The following is a 13,683-nucleotide window of genomic DNA, read 5'->3' as shown; positions in this document are numbered from 1 at the left end:
CTGCGGCGCACACTATGCACAGAAGCGTCGAGGAGAGGAGCTTCGCCCCGTGCGAGGCTCCGCCCTCTACCACCAAGCAAAGCTCAACGAGAAGGGAGAGAAGGAGTGCTCAAAGTGCGGGTACTGGCTGCCGCTCTCTGAGTTTTATGCCCGGAAGGACGGGAGCGGCAAGCCTCTTGGACGCGCCCACTGCAACCGGTGCAACATCCTCCGCCGCATGAGCATGACGGCACTCGATTACGACGAGATCCTGGCCTTGCAGGGTGGGGGCTGCGCGATCTGCGGGGTGACCGAACAGGCTTCCGGCAGGCAGCTAGCCGTAGATCACGATCACTCCTGTTGTCCGAGGGGCGGATCATGCGGCTACTGCGTGAGAGGCATCATCTGCGATTCCTGCAACGTGATGCTCGGCCGGGCAAGGGACAGTATCCCGACACTGATGGCCGCCGTGAGCTACCTGGAGAGAAGCCAGGAACTCCGTTTCAATTAAACGAGAAAGCCCCCAGGTTGCTCGACCCTGGGGGCTATGCCTGTTCCAGCCCCATTCGGTAGTCGAACCAGCGCCGAGCGGCGGCCACCGAGGCGTTGGTCCAGGGGTCGAGCCGCGGCTTCCACGTCGACCGCATGGCGCTCTGGTAGTACGCCACCGCGTCGAGATCGCCCGGCTCCAGGGCCTTCCAAACGGGGAGCGTCGACAGGATGTGCTCCGCGTCGCGCGGGGTATGCCCGCAGGTCATGAGGCACATGGCGAAGGCCGCCGCATCCGACCATGGAGCGCTGCGTACGTACCGCGCCCAGTCGACCAGGTAGGCGCGACGATCCGCGGTGATCCGGACGTTGTCCGGGTTGAGGTCGGCGTGCGCCAGGGCCTCGCCGCTGAATCTATGCAGATCCTCCGGTCGGGCGTAGGCCGAGCGGTCCACGGGGCGAAGAGGAATGTCGGGGCATGGGGTCTCGCTGAGCCTGCCCAGCAGATCGAGCACGAGAGGGATGTCCGGCGAGAGCGGCGAGTAGTCGGCTCGCCGCCCTTCAATGTGATCGAAGCCGACGATCAGCCAGCCAGCCCGTTCGATCTGAAGCCGGATCTTCGGAGAGAGATGGGTGACGTAGGGGTTGATAGAGACCTCCCGCCGCAACTGCCTGGCCTTGAGGTTGTCATCGAGCCGCGCACCCTTGATGAACAACCTGCCGGACCTGGTCTCTGCGGTGAGGGTGATGTCGGAGTTCAAGCCCTCCGAGATCGCCTCGATGCCCGCTACGTCACCCAGCTCCCGCTGAACGGCGTCCCGAACCTCGCGAGGCAGCTCATGCCACGGGGTCTTCGTCATGCTGCTGAGCCTGCCAGAGGTCGGGGACTGGGGTGGGTCAGATGGCGCCGAGGAAGGCGTTCAGCTCGGCGTCGCTGAAGCGCATCGGGGCCATGCCGGGCTGCTTGGAGTCGCGGATGGCGATGCCGCCGGGGATGCGGGCGAACTCCATGCAGCTCTCCTCGTTGTCGTTCTCGGTGCCGACGTTGCCACCGCACGGCTTGGTCCAGGTGGCGTTCCCGATGTCCATCCGGTACAGGTCTTCCATGGCTCCTCCTCAGAAGCCTTCCCGCGCGGCCTGTCCGCGCTTGGGTCCTGCAACCCCTCGGGCAGCGTCAATCAAGGCACTGTCCGAGGGGGGTTGGGTGGTCCCGCCCGTTGCTCCCGCTGTGGCTTACGGACGGGACCGGCTTAGGGGGTCGAGGCCGGCTGGTTCGGGGGGTACAGGCCGGCGTCGTGGGGACTGATGTTCACGGAGTAGCCGGAGACCAGGGTGTATCCGGTGTGCCCGGTCTCCTTGTAGTGGGCACCGACCCACACCTCGACCTCATCGGAGCTGAGAGCCAGGTGGGACACGGCCTCGCACTTCTTCCGGTCCGTGCCGGAGCGGCATCGGGCCTGGAAGGTGCTGGGGATGCGGGTCTCGGCAACATGGGGAATGCTGAACAGCATCATGCGACCGGCTCCAGCACGACTCTGCGCGAGCTGATGCGGGTGAAGTGCCGGTGCCCCAAGGCTCGGGCATGTCGATACATCCAAGCGTCAGCGGCTGCCGATTGGGTCCCGATCGGGGACTTCTCAAGGCAGCCGTGAATGGCGCAACTGACCTGGTAGTTGTCCAGGTCGCCCGGAGCGCTCTGTGTGTTGAACCTCTGTCGCCGAGCGACTTCTTCCGGGGCATCTACTGCGTCGCGCTTTGCGTGCTTTCCCCGCTTGGCCGTGTCGAAACTCCGCATGTTTTAAACCGTACGGAGCTGTGCCACGCGACTCAATGAGAGTTTCCCTGGCCCCCGAGTAGAAGTATCAACGACCTACATGGGCACTCCGACGAGGTCGGCCATTTCCCTCATCTCGGGAGTCAGCGTGCGCCTCCTGCGTACGATTCCTCCCATGATGTCTCGGGCGTAACGCTGATTGGGCAGCCATTCGGGCGATGAGCTGCGCACATTCCTGAGAACATCGACGGCCGCGGTGTCCTCCTTCTTTGCCGCGAATGCACTGGCCACGTCCAGCATGTGCCGGTTCTTATTCGACGAGGTCACGGCCGGAGTGAGGGTGATCCGAGAGGCGATGTCGAGCACGTCGTCGGGCCGGTGCTGCACCGCACGCATCTCGGCGCGCTTCAACTCGACGGTGACGGGTCCGAAGGTGCGGACGGAGTCCGCCTTGACGCTGGTCTCACGACCCAGGGCCACGGCCGCGGACTGGGCGAGCCGCATGGCGTCGTCGGCTTCGCCGGGGCGGTTGTCGCGCACGCAGGCGGCTGCGGTGCGGAGCTGGAAGCTGCCCCAGGTGGCCAGCTCGTCAGGACTGGCCTTGCCGAGCACGGGGGCGAGTTCGTCGACCCACTGGGCTGCCAGCTCGCGGGTCTCGGGCAGTCGGCCGCGCCGCAGGAGCAGCCAGCACCGGCTGTTGGCCAGTGCGGCGAGCTGGAGGCGCTCGGTGGCGTCGTCTTCAGCCCGGTCGAGGGCGAGTTCGGCCTCGGCGAACTGTCGGGTCTGGATCAGCAGCCAGGCGGTGATGTGGAGGGCCTGGAACCGGAGCGCCCGCCCCTCGGAGGCGTGCTCCGCGAGGGCATCAGCTCCACGCAGGAGCTTGGGGAGCAGGGGGCGCAGTCGAGAGTACTGGTCGCGCCCCTGGAGACCCACGGCCTCCCCCAGGAGGCCCATGACAGCCCCCCCTTCGGGCTCACCGTCCCCGTCGTAGGGAGTGGGGGTGCGCAGGGCTCGGCGGACCTCCTCCCAGTCGGCGACGGTGGTCTCGTCGGCGTCGTCCTCGTCGTGGGTGAGGACGAGCTTGGAGGTGGGCACGCGGAGGGCGCGGGCCAGCTTGTGGGCCGTCTCCAGGGAGGTGTCACTGACGACCCCCTGTTCGAGCTTCTGGACGAGAGAGAGGGAGACCTCGGAGAGGGTGGCCAGCTCACGCTGGCTCAGGCCGCGTCGTCTCCGGATGTTGGCGAGCTGCTCGCCGATGCTTGTCACCATGAGGTAAGCGTAAGCCGCGGGAGTGGCGTTCGGCAGGCACAAAAAAAGCCCCCGCCTGAAGAGGCGAGGGCCGAGGGTGGGGACAGTGGACGGCGAGGTCGGGGTCAGTCGCTATCGGGGTCGTCGTGCTGGTCTTGGAGGGTCATCGCGATAGTTCCGAGCGCGTCCTCGCTGAGGACCGGAGCCCGTGACAACCAGTGTTCAACCCACTCGCCCTTAGTCATACTCCCAGGTGAGAGGCGTGGTCCAAGTCGCCCATCTGTACGCATTTTCATAGAAACCCGCCCACGCCGCCTTCGGGGGATACAAGCAGTCGGGCATCGGCCGCGAGAACCACAAGGCCATGCTCGACCACTACCAGCAGACCAAGAACCTCCTCGTCAGCTACTCCCCCAAGAAGCTCGGCTTCTTCTGATGGAGGGGGAGCGCGTCCAGCGGGTGTGCCTGAGTCCGGCGGCGGAGGAATTGCTGGAGAAACTGGCCGGGACGCACGGGCCGCTGATGTTCCACCAGTCCGGCGGATGCTGCGACGGGAGTTCGCCGATGTGCTATCCGCGAGGCGAGTTCCGGGTGGGTTCCGGGGACGTGCTGCTCGGTTTCGTGGGGCGGGACACGCCTTTCTGGATCAGCGCCTCGCAGTACGGGTACTGGAAGCACACGCATTTGACGGTGGACGTCGTTCCGGGGCGCGGAAGCGGTTTCTCGGTGGAGGCCCCCGAGGGGGTGCGGTTCCTCATCCGCTCCCGGTTGTTCACCGGCGACGAGCTCGCGCGACTCGAGGTCGAGCCGCCTCTTCCCACCGGGGAGACGGTTTAGCAGGGCGGTTGAGCGGCGGGCGGGCGGGCTTCGGTCCTTCCGTCCGCCGCTTCGCTCACTTCCGACATTTCCGAAACACCGGTTCCGTCTTCTCCGGCCCGGCCTGTTGCGCTTTCGCGTGCTCGCCCGTTCCCCGAATTCCACGCCTTCCCTGGCGTTGAACCGAGAAACCCCGCTACTCCTTAGCACAGGATGCATCTCCTTTGTAGGAAATGTCGCCATCCGGCCAGGCCGAAGAGGGCGCGGAGATTGACCGGGCTCCCGGTTTTGTTACTTTCATATATAGAATTCAGTTCATCGAGACGGGGCCGGCCACCGCACCGACACCACCCCCCAGTGGCCTCCCCGCACCGCGCCCCCTCCGCCCGCCCGACAGGGGCGGAACGGGCCCCTCCGGCCGCGACCGCGCCGGACGCCACCGGCCGCGACAGGCCGTCCCACCCCCCGGGCGCCGCGGCGCCCTCTCCCCCAAGAGGAGACCCCCATGTCCCGTGCCACCCGACTCGCCCTCGCCTCCGCGGCCTCCGTCGCGGCGGTCGCCCTGACGGCCACCGCCGCCCACGCCTGGACCGGCGGCTCCGTGTCGGCCTCCCTGAGCCAGCCCCTGACGGTCTCCCTGGCCGGCGCGACCTGCACCACCTCCAACCTGACCGGCTCCCTCGCCGCGGGCGGCGGCCTCACCATCTCCACGGCCACCGTCAGCGGCTGCACCGCCCTGGGCAGCAGCGTCACGGTCACCCCCGAGAACCTGCCGTGGAGCGGCACCCTCACCAACGGCGGCGGCACCGCCACCTTCTCCGGCTTCCAGCTGCGCGCCAAGCAGCTGTTCGTCAACTGCCTCTACGGCGGCACCATCACCGGCGTCAACACCGGCTCCTCGCCGGTCACGGTGACCTTCACCGACGCCCCCGTCAACAAGATCTCCGGCAGCGGCATCTGCCCGTCCGTCGCCGAGGTCAGCGGCCAGTACACCTTCACCGGCCCCGGCCTGTGACCCCCCTGCAGAGCCCTCCCCCGCGAAGCGGCTGACCCGACACAAGCCGCTCCGCGCCTCGCGGCCCTCCATCCGGACTCCTGTTCCGGGTGGGGGGCCGCCGCCTTTCGGCCGCCGAGGGAGGCGGCTCAGGTGAAACGAATTCCATGGGCTTCTGACCGTGTGGAGGCGGGTCTGTGAGGAAGTTCCCGGCTGGCCACTTCAGGAACGCGGCCTGCGCATACTGCAGAATTTGTGACGATTCCCCTCCGAACGGTGAGGATCGTCGGTCTGCAGTCGCCTTACGTGGACGATGTGTCTCGTGTCACAATCCGGCCATCCCAAACAAACGCTTGGGTATTGACCTCCCTCCCGACTCTGCTTACCTTCATTTTTAGAATTCAGTTCACCACGAGAAAGGGCTGTGAGATCCACCACGGCCATCCGGACCGGGACCGGCTGACCCGACATCAGCCGGTCCCCCGGTCCGCGGCCCAGTACCCCGTCCGCCGCTCACCCGACATGAGCGGACACGGGTCACCACCGGCGGCCGTCCCCGGCCGTCCCACCCCCCGGGCGCCCCGGCGCGCCCACTCCACGAAAGAGGAGACCCCATGTCCCGCATCGCCAAGCTCGCCGCCGTCGGCGCCTCCGCCGCCGCCGTCGTCGCCATGACGGCCACCTCCGCCTCCGCCTGGACCGGCGGCTCCGTCACGGGCACTCTGACCGCGCCCCTGACCGTCAAGGTCCTCGGCTCCAACGTCGCCAGCTGCACCACCTCCACGCTGAACGGCTCCGTCACCACCGCCGACAAGCTCACCATCTCCACGGCGGCCATCAGCGGCTGCACCGGCAGTGGCACCGTCACGGTCGCCGCCGAGGCGCTGCCCTGGGCCAACGGCACCCTCACCACCGGGGGCGGCACCGCCTCCTTCAACGGGTTCCGGGTGAAGGCCAACGCGACCCTGCTCGGCTTCCCCGTCACCTGCATCTACGCCGGCACCATCACCGGCACCAACACCGCCGCCTCCGGCTCCCCCCTCAGCACCACGGTCACGTTCACCAACGCCAGCGTCAGCAAGCAGTCCGGCAGCAGCGGCGCCTGCCCCGGCACCGCGCAGGTCAGCGCCCAGTACAAGTTCCAGGGCGCCGGTCTGTGATCTCCCCGGCTGGCCTCCTCGGCGCCGGCTGATCTCCTCACCGTGGCCCCGGCGGGTATCGCATCCGCCGGGGCCACGGCCTTTGCTCCCCCCTTCCCACCGGGCCCGCCCGGCTTCCGGCGGCCGACGCCCGCTACGGTGCGGACGAAGAGCCGCGGAGAAGGGGGACAGGGATGCCGGTCGTTCACCTGGTGCGCCACGGGCAGGCCTCGTTCGGGGCCGAGGTCTACGACGTCCTGTCGGATCTGGGGCGCAGGCAGGCCGAGGCCACCGGAGGCGAGCTCGCACGGCGGGGCCTGCGCGAGCCCCTGGTCGTCTGCGGGACGCTCAGCAGGCAGCGGGACACGGCCGAGGTCCTGATGAAGGCCGCCGGACTGGACGGGGAGCCCCGGGTCGACCCGCGCTGGGACGAGTACGACCCCATCGAGCTGCTGCGGCGGTACGGGCGGGAGCCCGCGGGGCCTCCGGAGGACCGGCAGGGGTTCCAGCGGCTTCTCGACCACGCTTTGGAGGCATGGATAGGCGACCTCGACCACGGCGGCTGGGAGTCCTTCCGGACGGGCGCCTTCACCGCGCTGGAGGAGCTGGCCGACGAGCTGGGCCCGGGCCGGGACGCGGTCGTGGTCACCTCGGGCGGGGTCCTGGCGGCCCTGTGCGGCACCTTGTTGTCGGTTCCCGCGGCCGGGACGGTGGCGCTGCACACGGTCGTCGTCAACGCGGCGATCACCACGGTCACCGCGGGCCGCTCCGGGATGAACCTCCTCACCTTCAACGACCACGCGCACTTCACCGGGGAACGCCGGGAGCTCCTCACCTATCGATGATCGTTTGAGTGCTTCCGGTGGCTTTAGTCTGTGCGCGTGAAGAGTCTCCGCATTTCCGACTGGGTGACGGCGGCCGCGACGTTCGCGGTGCTGGCGGTCAACCTGGTTCTGGTGGACGGCGGAGAGGGGGCGTTCTGGCCGCCGGGCGCCTGGGTGCTGACGGCGGTGGCCTCCTTCGTGCTGGTGCTGCGGCGCGAGCATCCGTGGACGGTACTGGTCGTCACCGGCGCGGTCGGGGTCGCCTACTACCCGGCCGGATACCCCGACACCTTCCTTTCGGTCACCTTCGTGCTCGCGCTGGCGAACCTGACGCTGCTGGTCGGGGCGCTCGCGGGTGTGCTGTCGACGTTCGCGATCGTTCTCGGGTTCGTGGTCGCCGGGCGGCTCCGGGACACGAGCCTGGCGACGGACGGCGCGGAGATCGCCTACACGTCCGTCGCGCTGCTGGGAGCCGTCATCCTCGGCGAGGGCCTGCGGACGTACAAGGCGGCGCTGAGACGCGCGGAGGAGGCGGAGCGCACGCGCGAAGAGGAGGCGCGGCTGCGCGCGACCGAGGAAAGGCTGCGGATCGCGCGGGAGCTGCACGACATCCTCGCCCACCAGATCTCGCTGATCAACGTCCAGGCGGGGGCCGCACTGCACCGCAGGGACGAAGAGCAGGCGTTCACCGCGTTGGAGAGCATCAAGCGGGCCAGCAAGGAGACGCTCACCGAGCTGCGTCAGATGTTGGGAGTGCTGCGCCAGTACGACGAAGAGGCACCTGTCGTTCCCGCGCCATCGCTGGGTACGCTGCCCGAACTCGTCTCCCAAACACAGGTTCCGGGACTGACGGTCCGGCTGGAGGACTCCCGGGACGACGTTCCGCTGCCCGCGCCGGTCGAGTTGACGGCGTACAGGATCGTCCAGGAGTCGTTGACGAACATCGTCCGGCACTCCGGGGCGTCGGAGGCGGTCGTACGGGTCATCCAGACGGACGGCGAACTCGTCATCGAGGTCACCGACAACGGCACGAAGGCATCCGATCCCGAACGCGTCCAGCGCGGCAACGGGCTGCGGGGAATGCGGGAAAGGGCTTCGGCCGTCGGCGGTACGGTGTCGGCCGGTCCCGAGCCCACTGGATTCCGGGTGCGGGCCGTGCTGCCCGCGGAGAAGGGAACTGCATGATCAGGGTGGTGCTGGCCGACGACCAGCGGCTGGTGCGGGCGGCGTTCCGGTCGATCCTGGACGGCGAGGACGGCATGGAGGTCGTCGCGGAGGCCGGTGACGGGGCCGAGGCGGTGCGCCTGGCCGGGGAGCTGCGCCCGGACGTCATCCTGATGGACATCCGGATGCCGGTCATGGACGGGCTGGAGGCCACCCGGAGGATCGGCGCCGAACCGGACCTGGCGGGAGTCCGCGTCCTCATCCTCACCACGTTCGACCTGGACGAGTACGTCTACGGCGCGATCAAGGACGGCGCCGCCGGGTTCCTGCTCAAGGACACCGAGCCCGCCGAACTGGTGCACGCCGTGCGGGTGGTGGCGCGAGGCGACGCGCTGCTCGCGCCCGGCGTCACCCGCCGGCTCATCGCGGAGTTCGCCTCCAAGGCGCGCCTCTCCTCGGCCGCGCCCGTCCCGGCGCTGGACGTGCTCACCGCGCGGGAGCGGGAGATCCTCGGCCTGGTCGCCGAAGGCCTGTCGAACGAGGACATCGCCGCCCGCCTGGTGATCAGCCACGCCACCGTGAAGACGCACGTGTCGCGGGTCCTGGCCAAGCTCGACGCCCGCGACCGCGCCCAGCTCGTCGTCCTGGCCTACGAGAGCGGCCTGGTCCGCCCCGGGTGGACGGGCGGCGTACAACCCGGGATGTAGTCCGTCCGCCCCGCGCCGCGGGGGTCCTCCTCCCGAAGTCCCCCGGGGGATGACAGCCCTGGCCGGATGTGCGCGGGCGCCTCCGCGCGGGAGCGTAAGGGCATGGACGGCACGGTGCATCTCGCCCGGCTCCAGTTCGCGCTGACGGCCGGCTCCCATTTCCTGTTCGTGGCACTCACCCTGGGCCTCGTGACGCTGGTCGCGCTGCTCCAGACCCGCGCCACCCTCACCCACAGCGAGCTCCACGCCCGGATGGTGCGCTTCTGGGGCGGGCTCTACGTGATCAACTACGTGATGGGGATCATCACCGGGCTGGTGATGGAGTTCCAGTTCGGGACGAACTGGTCGGGGCTGCTGGAGGTGACGAGCGGAGTCTTCGGCGTTCCCCTGGCGCTGGAGACCATCGGCGCGTTCTTCATCGAGTCCACCTTCCTCGGACTGTGGATCTTCGGCTGGGGCCGCTTCTCCCCCCGCGTCCACCTGGCGATGATCTGGGTGGTCGCGCTGACCGCGTACGCGTCGGCGTTCTTCATCATGGTCACCAACGGCTGGATGCAGCGGCCCGTCGGCCACGTCATGGAGAACGGGCAGGCGCGGCTCGCCGACCTCGGCGCCCTCCTGACCAACCCGACGGGGCTGCTGGCCTTCGGGCACGTCCTCTTCGCCGCGCTCCTGACGGCGGGGCTGTTCATGGCCGCCGTCAGCGCCTACCACCTGCGGCGGAACACCGCCGAGAACGAGTTCTTCCGGCGCGGCCTGCGCACCGGGATGCTCACGGTCCTCCTGTCGCTCATGCCCGCCGCGTCGTTCGGCGGCGTCCAGTTCGACTACCTCCAGGACACCAAGCGCGCCCCGCTGGTCTCCCCCCTGGCCCAGGCCGGCGAGGTGCTCATGCTGCTCTCCTGGCAGCTCATCACTTTCCTGTCCCTGTGGTTCCTGGTGAAGTTCTGCTACCGCCCCCGGCGCTTCGGCCGCGTCTTCCTCCTCACCACGATGGCGGCGCTGCCCCTGCCCTACCTGGCGATGATCTCCGGCTGGGTCTACCGGGAGGTCGGCCGCCAGCCCTGGGCCGTCTACGGGCTGCTGCGCACCGAGGACGCCGTCTCCCCGCTCAGTGCGAACGAGGCGTGGCTGTCCTTCGGCGTGTTCGTCCCGCTGTTCGCCGTGCTGGTCACCGTCAACTTCTGGCTGCTGTTCCGCCACGCGCGCCGCGGCCCGCAGAGCGCCGACGCGCCGCACGCCGAACCGGCGCCCCTTCCCGTCCCGACGTTCTGAGGTGACATGGAAACCCTCGCCCTCCTCCTGCTCGCCTTCTTCACCTTCGGCACCCTCGTGCTGGCGGGAGGCGACCTCGGCGTCGGCATGCTGCTGCCGTGGCTCGGCCGCACGCCGACCGAGCGCCGCACCGTCCTCGCCGCGATCGGCCCGTTCTTCCTCGCCAACGAGGTGTGGCTGGTGGCGCTGGCCGGAATCATGATCGGCGCGTTCCCCGGCCTGGAACACGAGCTGCTCCTCGAACGGCGCACGGCGTTCGTCGCGCTGCTCGCCGCCTGGATCGTCCGGGACGCCGGACTGTGGTGGCGGAGCCGGATCGAGGCGCGCCCGTGGGCCGCCGCCTGCGACGGGATGATCGTCGCGGGAAGCTGGGGCGCCGCCCTGGCACTGGGCGCGGTCCTCGGCCCGGTCCTGGGCGGCGGGCTGGGCGGTGTGCTGCTCGCACCGCTCTTCGCCCTGCTGCTCGCCCTCCACGGCGCGGGCTTCTGCAGGCTGCGCCTGACCGGCGAACCGCTGGACCGCGCCGCTCCCCTGGGGCGCTACACGGTGACCACCCTCGCCCTCGGCGCGGTCACGGTCGCCGCCGGCCTCCGGCTCGACCTGCACGAGATGCTCGCCGAGCCCGCCACCCTGCGCGTGGTGACGGTGTTCGTCGCCGTCATGCTGCCCCTGCTCGTCGGCGGCCAGCTCCTGACCCGGTGGGCCTTCCGCCGGCGGGTGACGGGACCGGGATACCTGTGAAACCCGTCGAACGCAGGCTGCTCGGCCTGGTCCCCCGGCGGCGGCTCGGCCTCCTCGCGGCGCTCGCCGCCGGACAGGGCGCCCTCCTGCTCGTCCAGGCCGAACTCCTGGCCCGCGCGATCGCCGACCTGTCCGCCGCGCCGCTGCCATGGCTGGTCCCGGCGGTCGCGGCACGGACCGCCCTGGGCTGGGCGAGCGGACGCATCGCGGCGAACACCGCCGCCTCGGTGAAGACCTCCCTACGCGAAAGCCTCCTGGAGGCCCCCGCCACACCCGGCACATCCGGCGCATCCGGGACGTCCGGCGCGTCCGGGGCATCCGGCATGTCCGTGACATCTGGCATGTCCGCCACACCCAGCGCATCCGCCGTGCCCGGCACATCCAGCACACCCGGCACGCCCAGCACGTCCGGGACGTCCGGGACGTCCGGGACGTCCGGGACGTCCGGGACGTCCGGCGCGTCCGGCGCGTCCGGCGCGTCCGCCGGTGAGCGTGTCACGCTCGTGACGCGGGGGCTGGACGCGCTCGACCCGTTCTTCACCGGCTACCTGCCGCAGGTGTTCCTCGCCGGGATCGTGCCCGTGCTCGTGCTGGCCCGGCTGGTCGTCGCGGACTGGCCGTCGGCGCTGCTCGTGCTGGTGGCGCTGCCGCTGATCCCCGTCTTCGGCGCCCTCGTCGGGATGCGCACGGCGGACCTCACCCGGCACCAGTGGTCGGCGCTGGAACGCCTCGGCGGACACTTCCGCGACGTGCTCGCGGGTCTGTCGACCCTGCGGGCGCACGCGCGGATCCGGCACCAGGGCGAGGTCATCGCGGAACTGGCGCAAGCCCACCGCCGAACGACGGTCTCCGTCCTGCGGGTGGCGTTCCTGTCGTCGCTCGTGCTGGAACTGGTGGCCTCGATATCGGTCGCGCTGGTGGCGGTCCCGGTCGGCCTGCGCCTCCTGGACGGTTCCCTGCCCCTGTCCACGGGCCTGCTCGTGCTGCTGCTCACCCCCGAGGCCTTCCTCCCGCTGCGCGCGCTGGGCACGCGCTTCCACGCGAGCAGCGAGGGCATCGCCGCCGCCGAGCAGACCTTCGCCGTCCTGGACACCGCAGACACCTCGAACACCTTCCCCACTTCGACCCCCCTCCCGCCCACTTCACCCATGCCGCCCACTTCGCCCGTTCTGTCCATGCCGCCTGCTCTGTGTGCTTCGACCACTCCGCCCACGTCGCTTCATCCGTCCGTGCCGCCTGTGTCGCCCGCCTCGTCCGTGCCACCTGCTCCGCCCGCTCCGTCCCCTCTGTCGGCTCTGTCGGCTCTGTCGGCTCCGGCTGCGTCGTCCGGCTCCTTCGTGCGGCAGGGCGGCGGGCGGCGGAGGGCGGGAAAGGTGCCGCATCTGGTGCTGGAGAACGTGGGGTTCGCCTATCCGGGGGCGGCGCGGCCGGTGTTCGCGGGACTGGATCTGGAGGTGGGGCACGGGGAGAGGGTCGCTCTCGCGGGGCCGAGCGGGGCGGGGAAGTCGACGTTGCTGCGCCTGGTGCTGGGACTGCTCGTCCCCACTGAGGGACGTGTCCTCGTCGACGGCGTGGACCTGCGGGAGAAGGATCTCGCCTCCTGGCACGCCGCCCTGTCCTGGGTGCCGCAGCACCCCCGCCTGTTCGCCGCCTCCGTCGCCGAGAACCTCGCGCTGGGCCTGCCGGACGTCTCCAGGGAGGAGCTGCGTTCGGCGGCCGCCGCCATGGACGCCGACGCGTTCATCACCGCCCTCCCCGACGGCTACGACACCATGCTCGACGAGCGGAACCCGGTGTTGTCGGCCGGACAGCGGCAGCGGCTGGCACTGACCCGGGCGCGGCTCCGCAACGCGCCGCTCGTCCTCCTCGACGAGCCGACCGCCCACCTCGATCCGGCCACCGAGGCCGCCCTGCTGTCCGCCGACGCCCTGTTCGAGGACCGCACAGTACTGCTCGTCGCCCACCGCCCCTCCCTCCTGGCCCGGGCGGACCGCGTCGTCCACATACCCGCGCCACCGATCACGGCGCCACCGATCGCAACGTCGCCAGTCGCGACGCCACCGATCACGACGTCTCCGGTCACAGCGACGCTGGTCACGACGTCACCAGACGCGGCACCACCGGTCACGAAGTCGCTGGTCACAGCGCAACCAGACGCGGCACCGCCAGTAACGAAGTCGCTGGTCACAGCAACGCCGGTCACGACGCCATCGATCAAAGCGCCGCCGGTCGCGGCACCACCAGACGCGGCACCGCCGGACGCGCCGCTGCCGGACGCGGCACCGCCGGGTGCGGCACCGCCGGGCGCGGTGCTGCCGGGCGCGGTGCTGCCGGACGCGCCGCTGCCGGGTGCGGTGCTGCCGGGTGCGGTGCTGCCGGGTGTGGTGGTGTCGAGTTCGGCGGCGGGGGTGGCGGTGGTGTCGGTGGTCGGGGTGTCGGGTGTGAGGGCCGTCCAGGCGGCGGGGGATGTCGTGGGCGGCGAAGTGGGCGGCGAGGTTGTCCAGCTCGATCCACAGGTTGGTCAGGTTCAGGT

Annotated in this window: 15 protein-coding genes and 1 pseudogene; 11 read left to right on the top strand and 5 right to left on the bottom strand. The window is 70.0% G+C overall.

What is annotated here, in order from left to right:
- Nucleotides 1-49: 49 nt before the first annotated feature.
- On the top strand, nt 50-490 hold the full coding sequence (locus tag ABD140_RS35370) for an endonuclease VII domain-containing protein (RefSeq protein WP_344246523.1): 441 nt from the start codon (nt 50-52) through the stop codon (nt 488-490).
- Nucleotides 491-524: 34 nt separating this feature from the next.
- On the opposite strand, the gene ABD140_RS35365 is transcribed toward ABD140_RS35370, so the two are convergent.
- From ABD140_RS35365 to ABD140_RS35350, 5 genes are all read right to left on the bottom strand, one after another.
- Complete coding sequence (locus ABD140_RS35365; protein WP_344246521.1) at nt 525-1,328, bottom strand: protein kinase family protein; 804 nt, start codon at nt 1,326-1,328, stop codon at nt 525-527.
- A gap of 37 nt (nt 1,329-1,365) precedes the next feature.
- Nucleotides 1,366-1,575: a DUF397 domain-containing protein gene (locus ABD140_RS35360; protein WP_344246519.1), complete on the bottom strand. Its 210-nt coding sequence runs from the start codon at nt 1,573-1,575 to the stop codon at nt 1,366-1,368.
- Between the two features lie 143 nt (nt 1,576-1,718).
- Nucleotides 1,719-1,982 carry a DUF7848 domain-containing protein gene (locus tag ABD140_RS35355; protein ID WP_344246517.1) on the bottom strand — a complete coding sequence of 88 codons (264 nt, stop codon included), beginning with the start codon at nt 1,980-1,982 and terminating at the stop codon, nt 1,719-1,721.
- Nucleotides 1,979-2,263 carry a DUF7848 domain-containing protein gene (locus tag ABD140_RS40325; protein ID WP_486303354.1) on the bottom strand — a complete coding sequence of 95 codons (285 nt, stop codon included), beginning with the start codon at nt 2,261-2,263 and terminating at the stop codon, nt 1,979-1,981. The genes ABD140_RS35355 and ABD140_RS40325 overlap by 4 nt, the downstream gene beginning before the upstream one ends.
- 75 nt (nt 2,264-2,338) lie before the next feature.
- The gene (locus ABD140_RS35350) at nt 2,339-3,511 is read right to left on the bottom strand and encodes a helix-turn-helix domain-containing protein (protein WP_344246515.1); all 1,173 of its coding nucleotides are present in this window, start codon (nt 3,509-3,511) and stop codon (nt 2,339-2,341) included.
- A gap of 280 nt (nt 3,512-3,791) precedes the next feature.
- On the opposite strand from ABD140_RS35350, the pseudogene ABD140_RS35345 reads away from it, so the two are divergent.
- The 10 genes and pseudogenes from ABD140_RS35345 to ABD140_RS35300 form a co-directional block, all read left to right on the top strand.
- Nucleotides 3,792-3,926: pseudogene (locus ABD140_RS35345) on the top strand (aldehyde dehydrogenase family protein); the annotation flags it as partial.
- Nucleotides 3,926-4,327, top strand: a complete 402-nt coding sequence (locus ABD140_RS35340) for a DUF779 domain-containing protein (protein WP_344246513.1) — start codon at nt 3,926-3,928, stop codon at nt 4,325-4,327. The pseudogene ABD140_RS35345 and the gene ABD140_RS35340, both read left to right, overlap by 1 nt.
- Nucleotides 4,328-4,811: 484 nt before the next feature.
- Entirely contained in the window at nt 4,812-5,321 is a 510-nt protein-coding gene (locus ABD140_RS35335; protein ID WP_344246512.1) for a hypothetical protein, read from the top strand.
- A 593-nt stretch (nt 5,322-5,914) separates the two neighbouring features.
- On the top strand, nt 5,915-6,460 hold the full coding sequence (locus ABD140_RS35330) for a hypothetical protein (RefSeq protein WP_344246510.1): 546 nt from the start codon (nt 5,915-5,917) through the stop codon (nt 6,458-6,460).
- Nucleotides 6,461-6,633: 173 nt separating this feature from the next.
- Nucleotides 6,634-7,284, top strand: a complete 651-nt coding sequence (locus ABD140_RS35325; RefSeq protein ID WP_344246508.1) for a histidine phosphatase family protein — start codon at nt 6,634-6,636, stop codon at nt 7,282-7,284.
- A 36-nt stretch (nt 7,285-7,320) separates the two neighbouring features.
- Complete coding sequence (locus ABD140_RS35320; protein WP_344246506.1) at nt 7,321-8,448, top strand: sensor histidine kinase; 1,128 nt, start codon at nt 7,321-7,323, stop codon at nt 8,446-8,448.
- On the top strand, nt 8,445-9,134 hold the full coding sequence (locus tag ABD140_RS35315; RefSeq protein WP_344246503.1) for a response regulator: 690 nt from the start codon (nt 8,445-8,447) through the stop codon (nt 9,132-9,134). The genes ABD140_RS35320 and ABD140_RS35315 overlap by 4 nt, the downstream gene beginning before the upstream one ends.
- Nucleotides 9,135-9,236: 102 nt before the next feature.
- Nucleotides 9,237-10,409, top strand: coding sequence for a cytochrome ubiquinol oxidase subunit I (locus ABD140_RS35310; protein WP_344246501.1), 1,173 nt, complete (start codon nt 9,237-9,239; stop codon nt 10,407-10,409).
- Nucleotides 10,410-10,415: 6 nt separating this feature from the next.
- A complete protein-coding gene (locus ABD140_RS35305; RefSeq protein WP_344246499.1) occupies nt 10,416-11,150 on the top strand; it encodes a cytochrome d ubiquinol oxidase subunit II in 735 nt (244 codons plus the stop codon).
- Nucleotides 11,147-13,683, top strand: a 2,537-nt coding sequence (locus ABD140_RS35300; RefSeq protein ID WP_344246497.1) for an ABC transporter ATP-binding protein/permease, incomplete at its 3' end; no start/stop codon positions are given. The genes ABD140_RS35305 and ABD140_RS35300, both read left to right, overlap by 4 nt.

It is taken from the genome of Actinocorallia libanotica (assembly GCF_039525175.1).
Taxonomy (GTDB): domain Bacteria; phylum Actinomycetota; class Actinomycetes; order Streptosporangiales; family Streptosporangiaceae; genus Actinocorallia; species Actinocorallia libanotica.
This window is presented reverse-complemented; position numbering and strand designations above follow the sequence as displayed.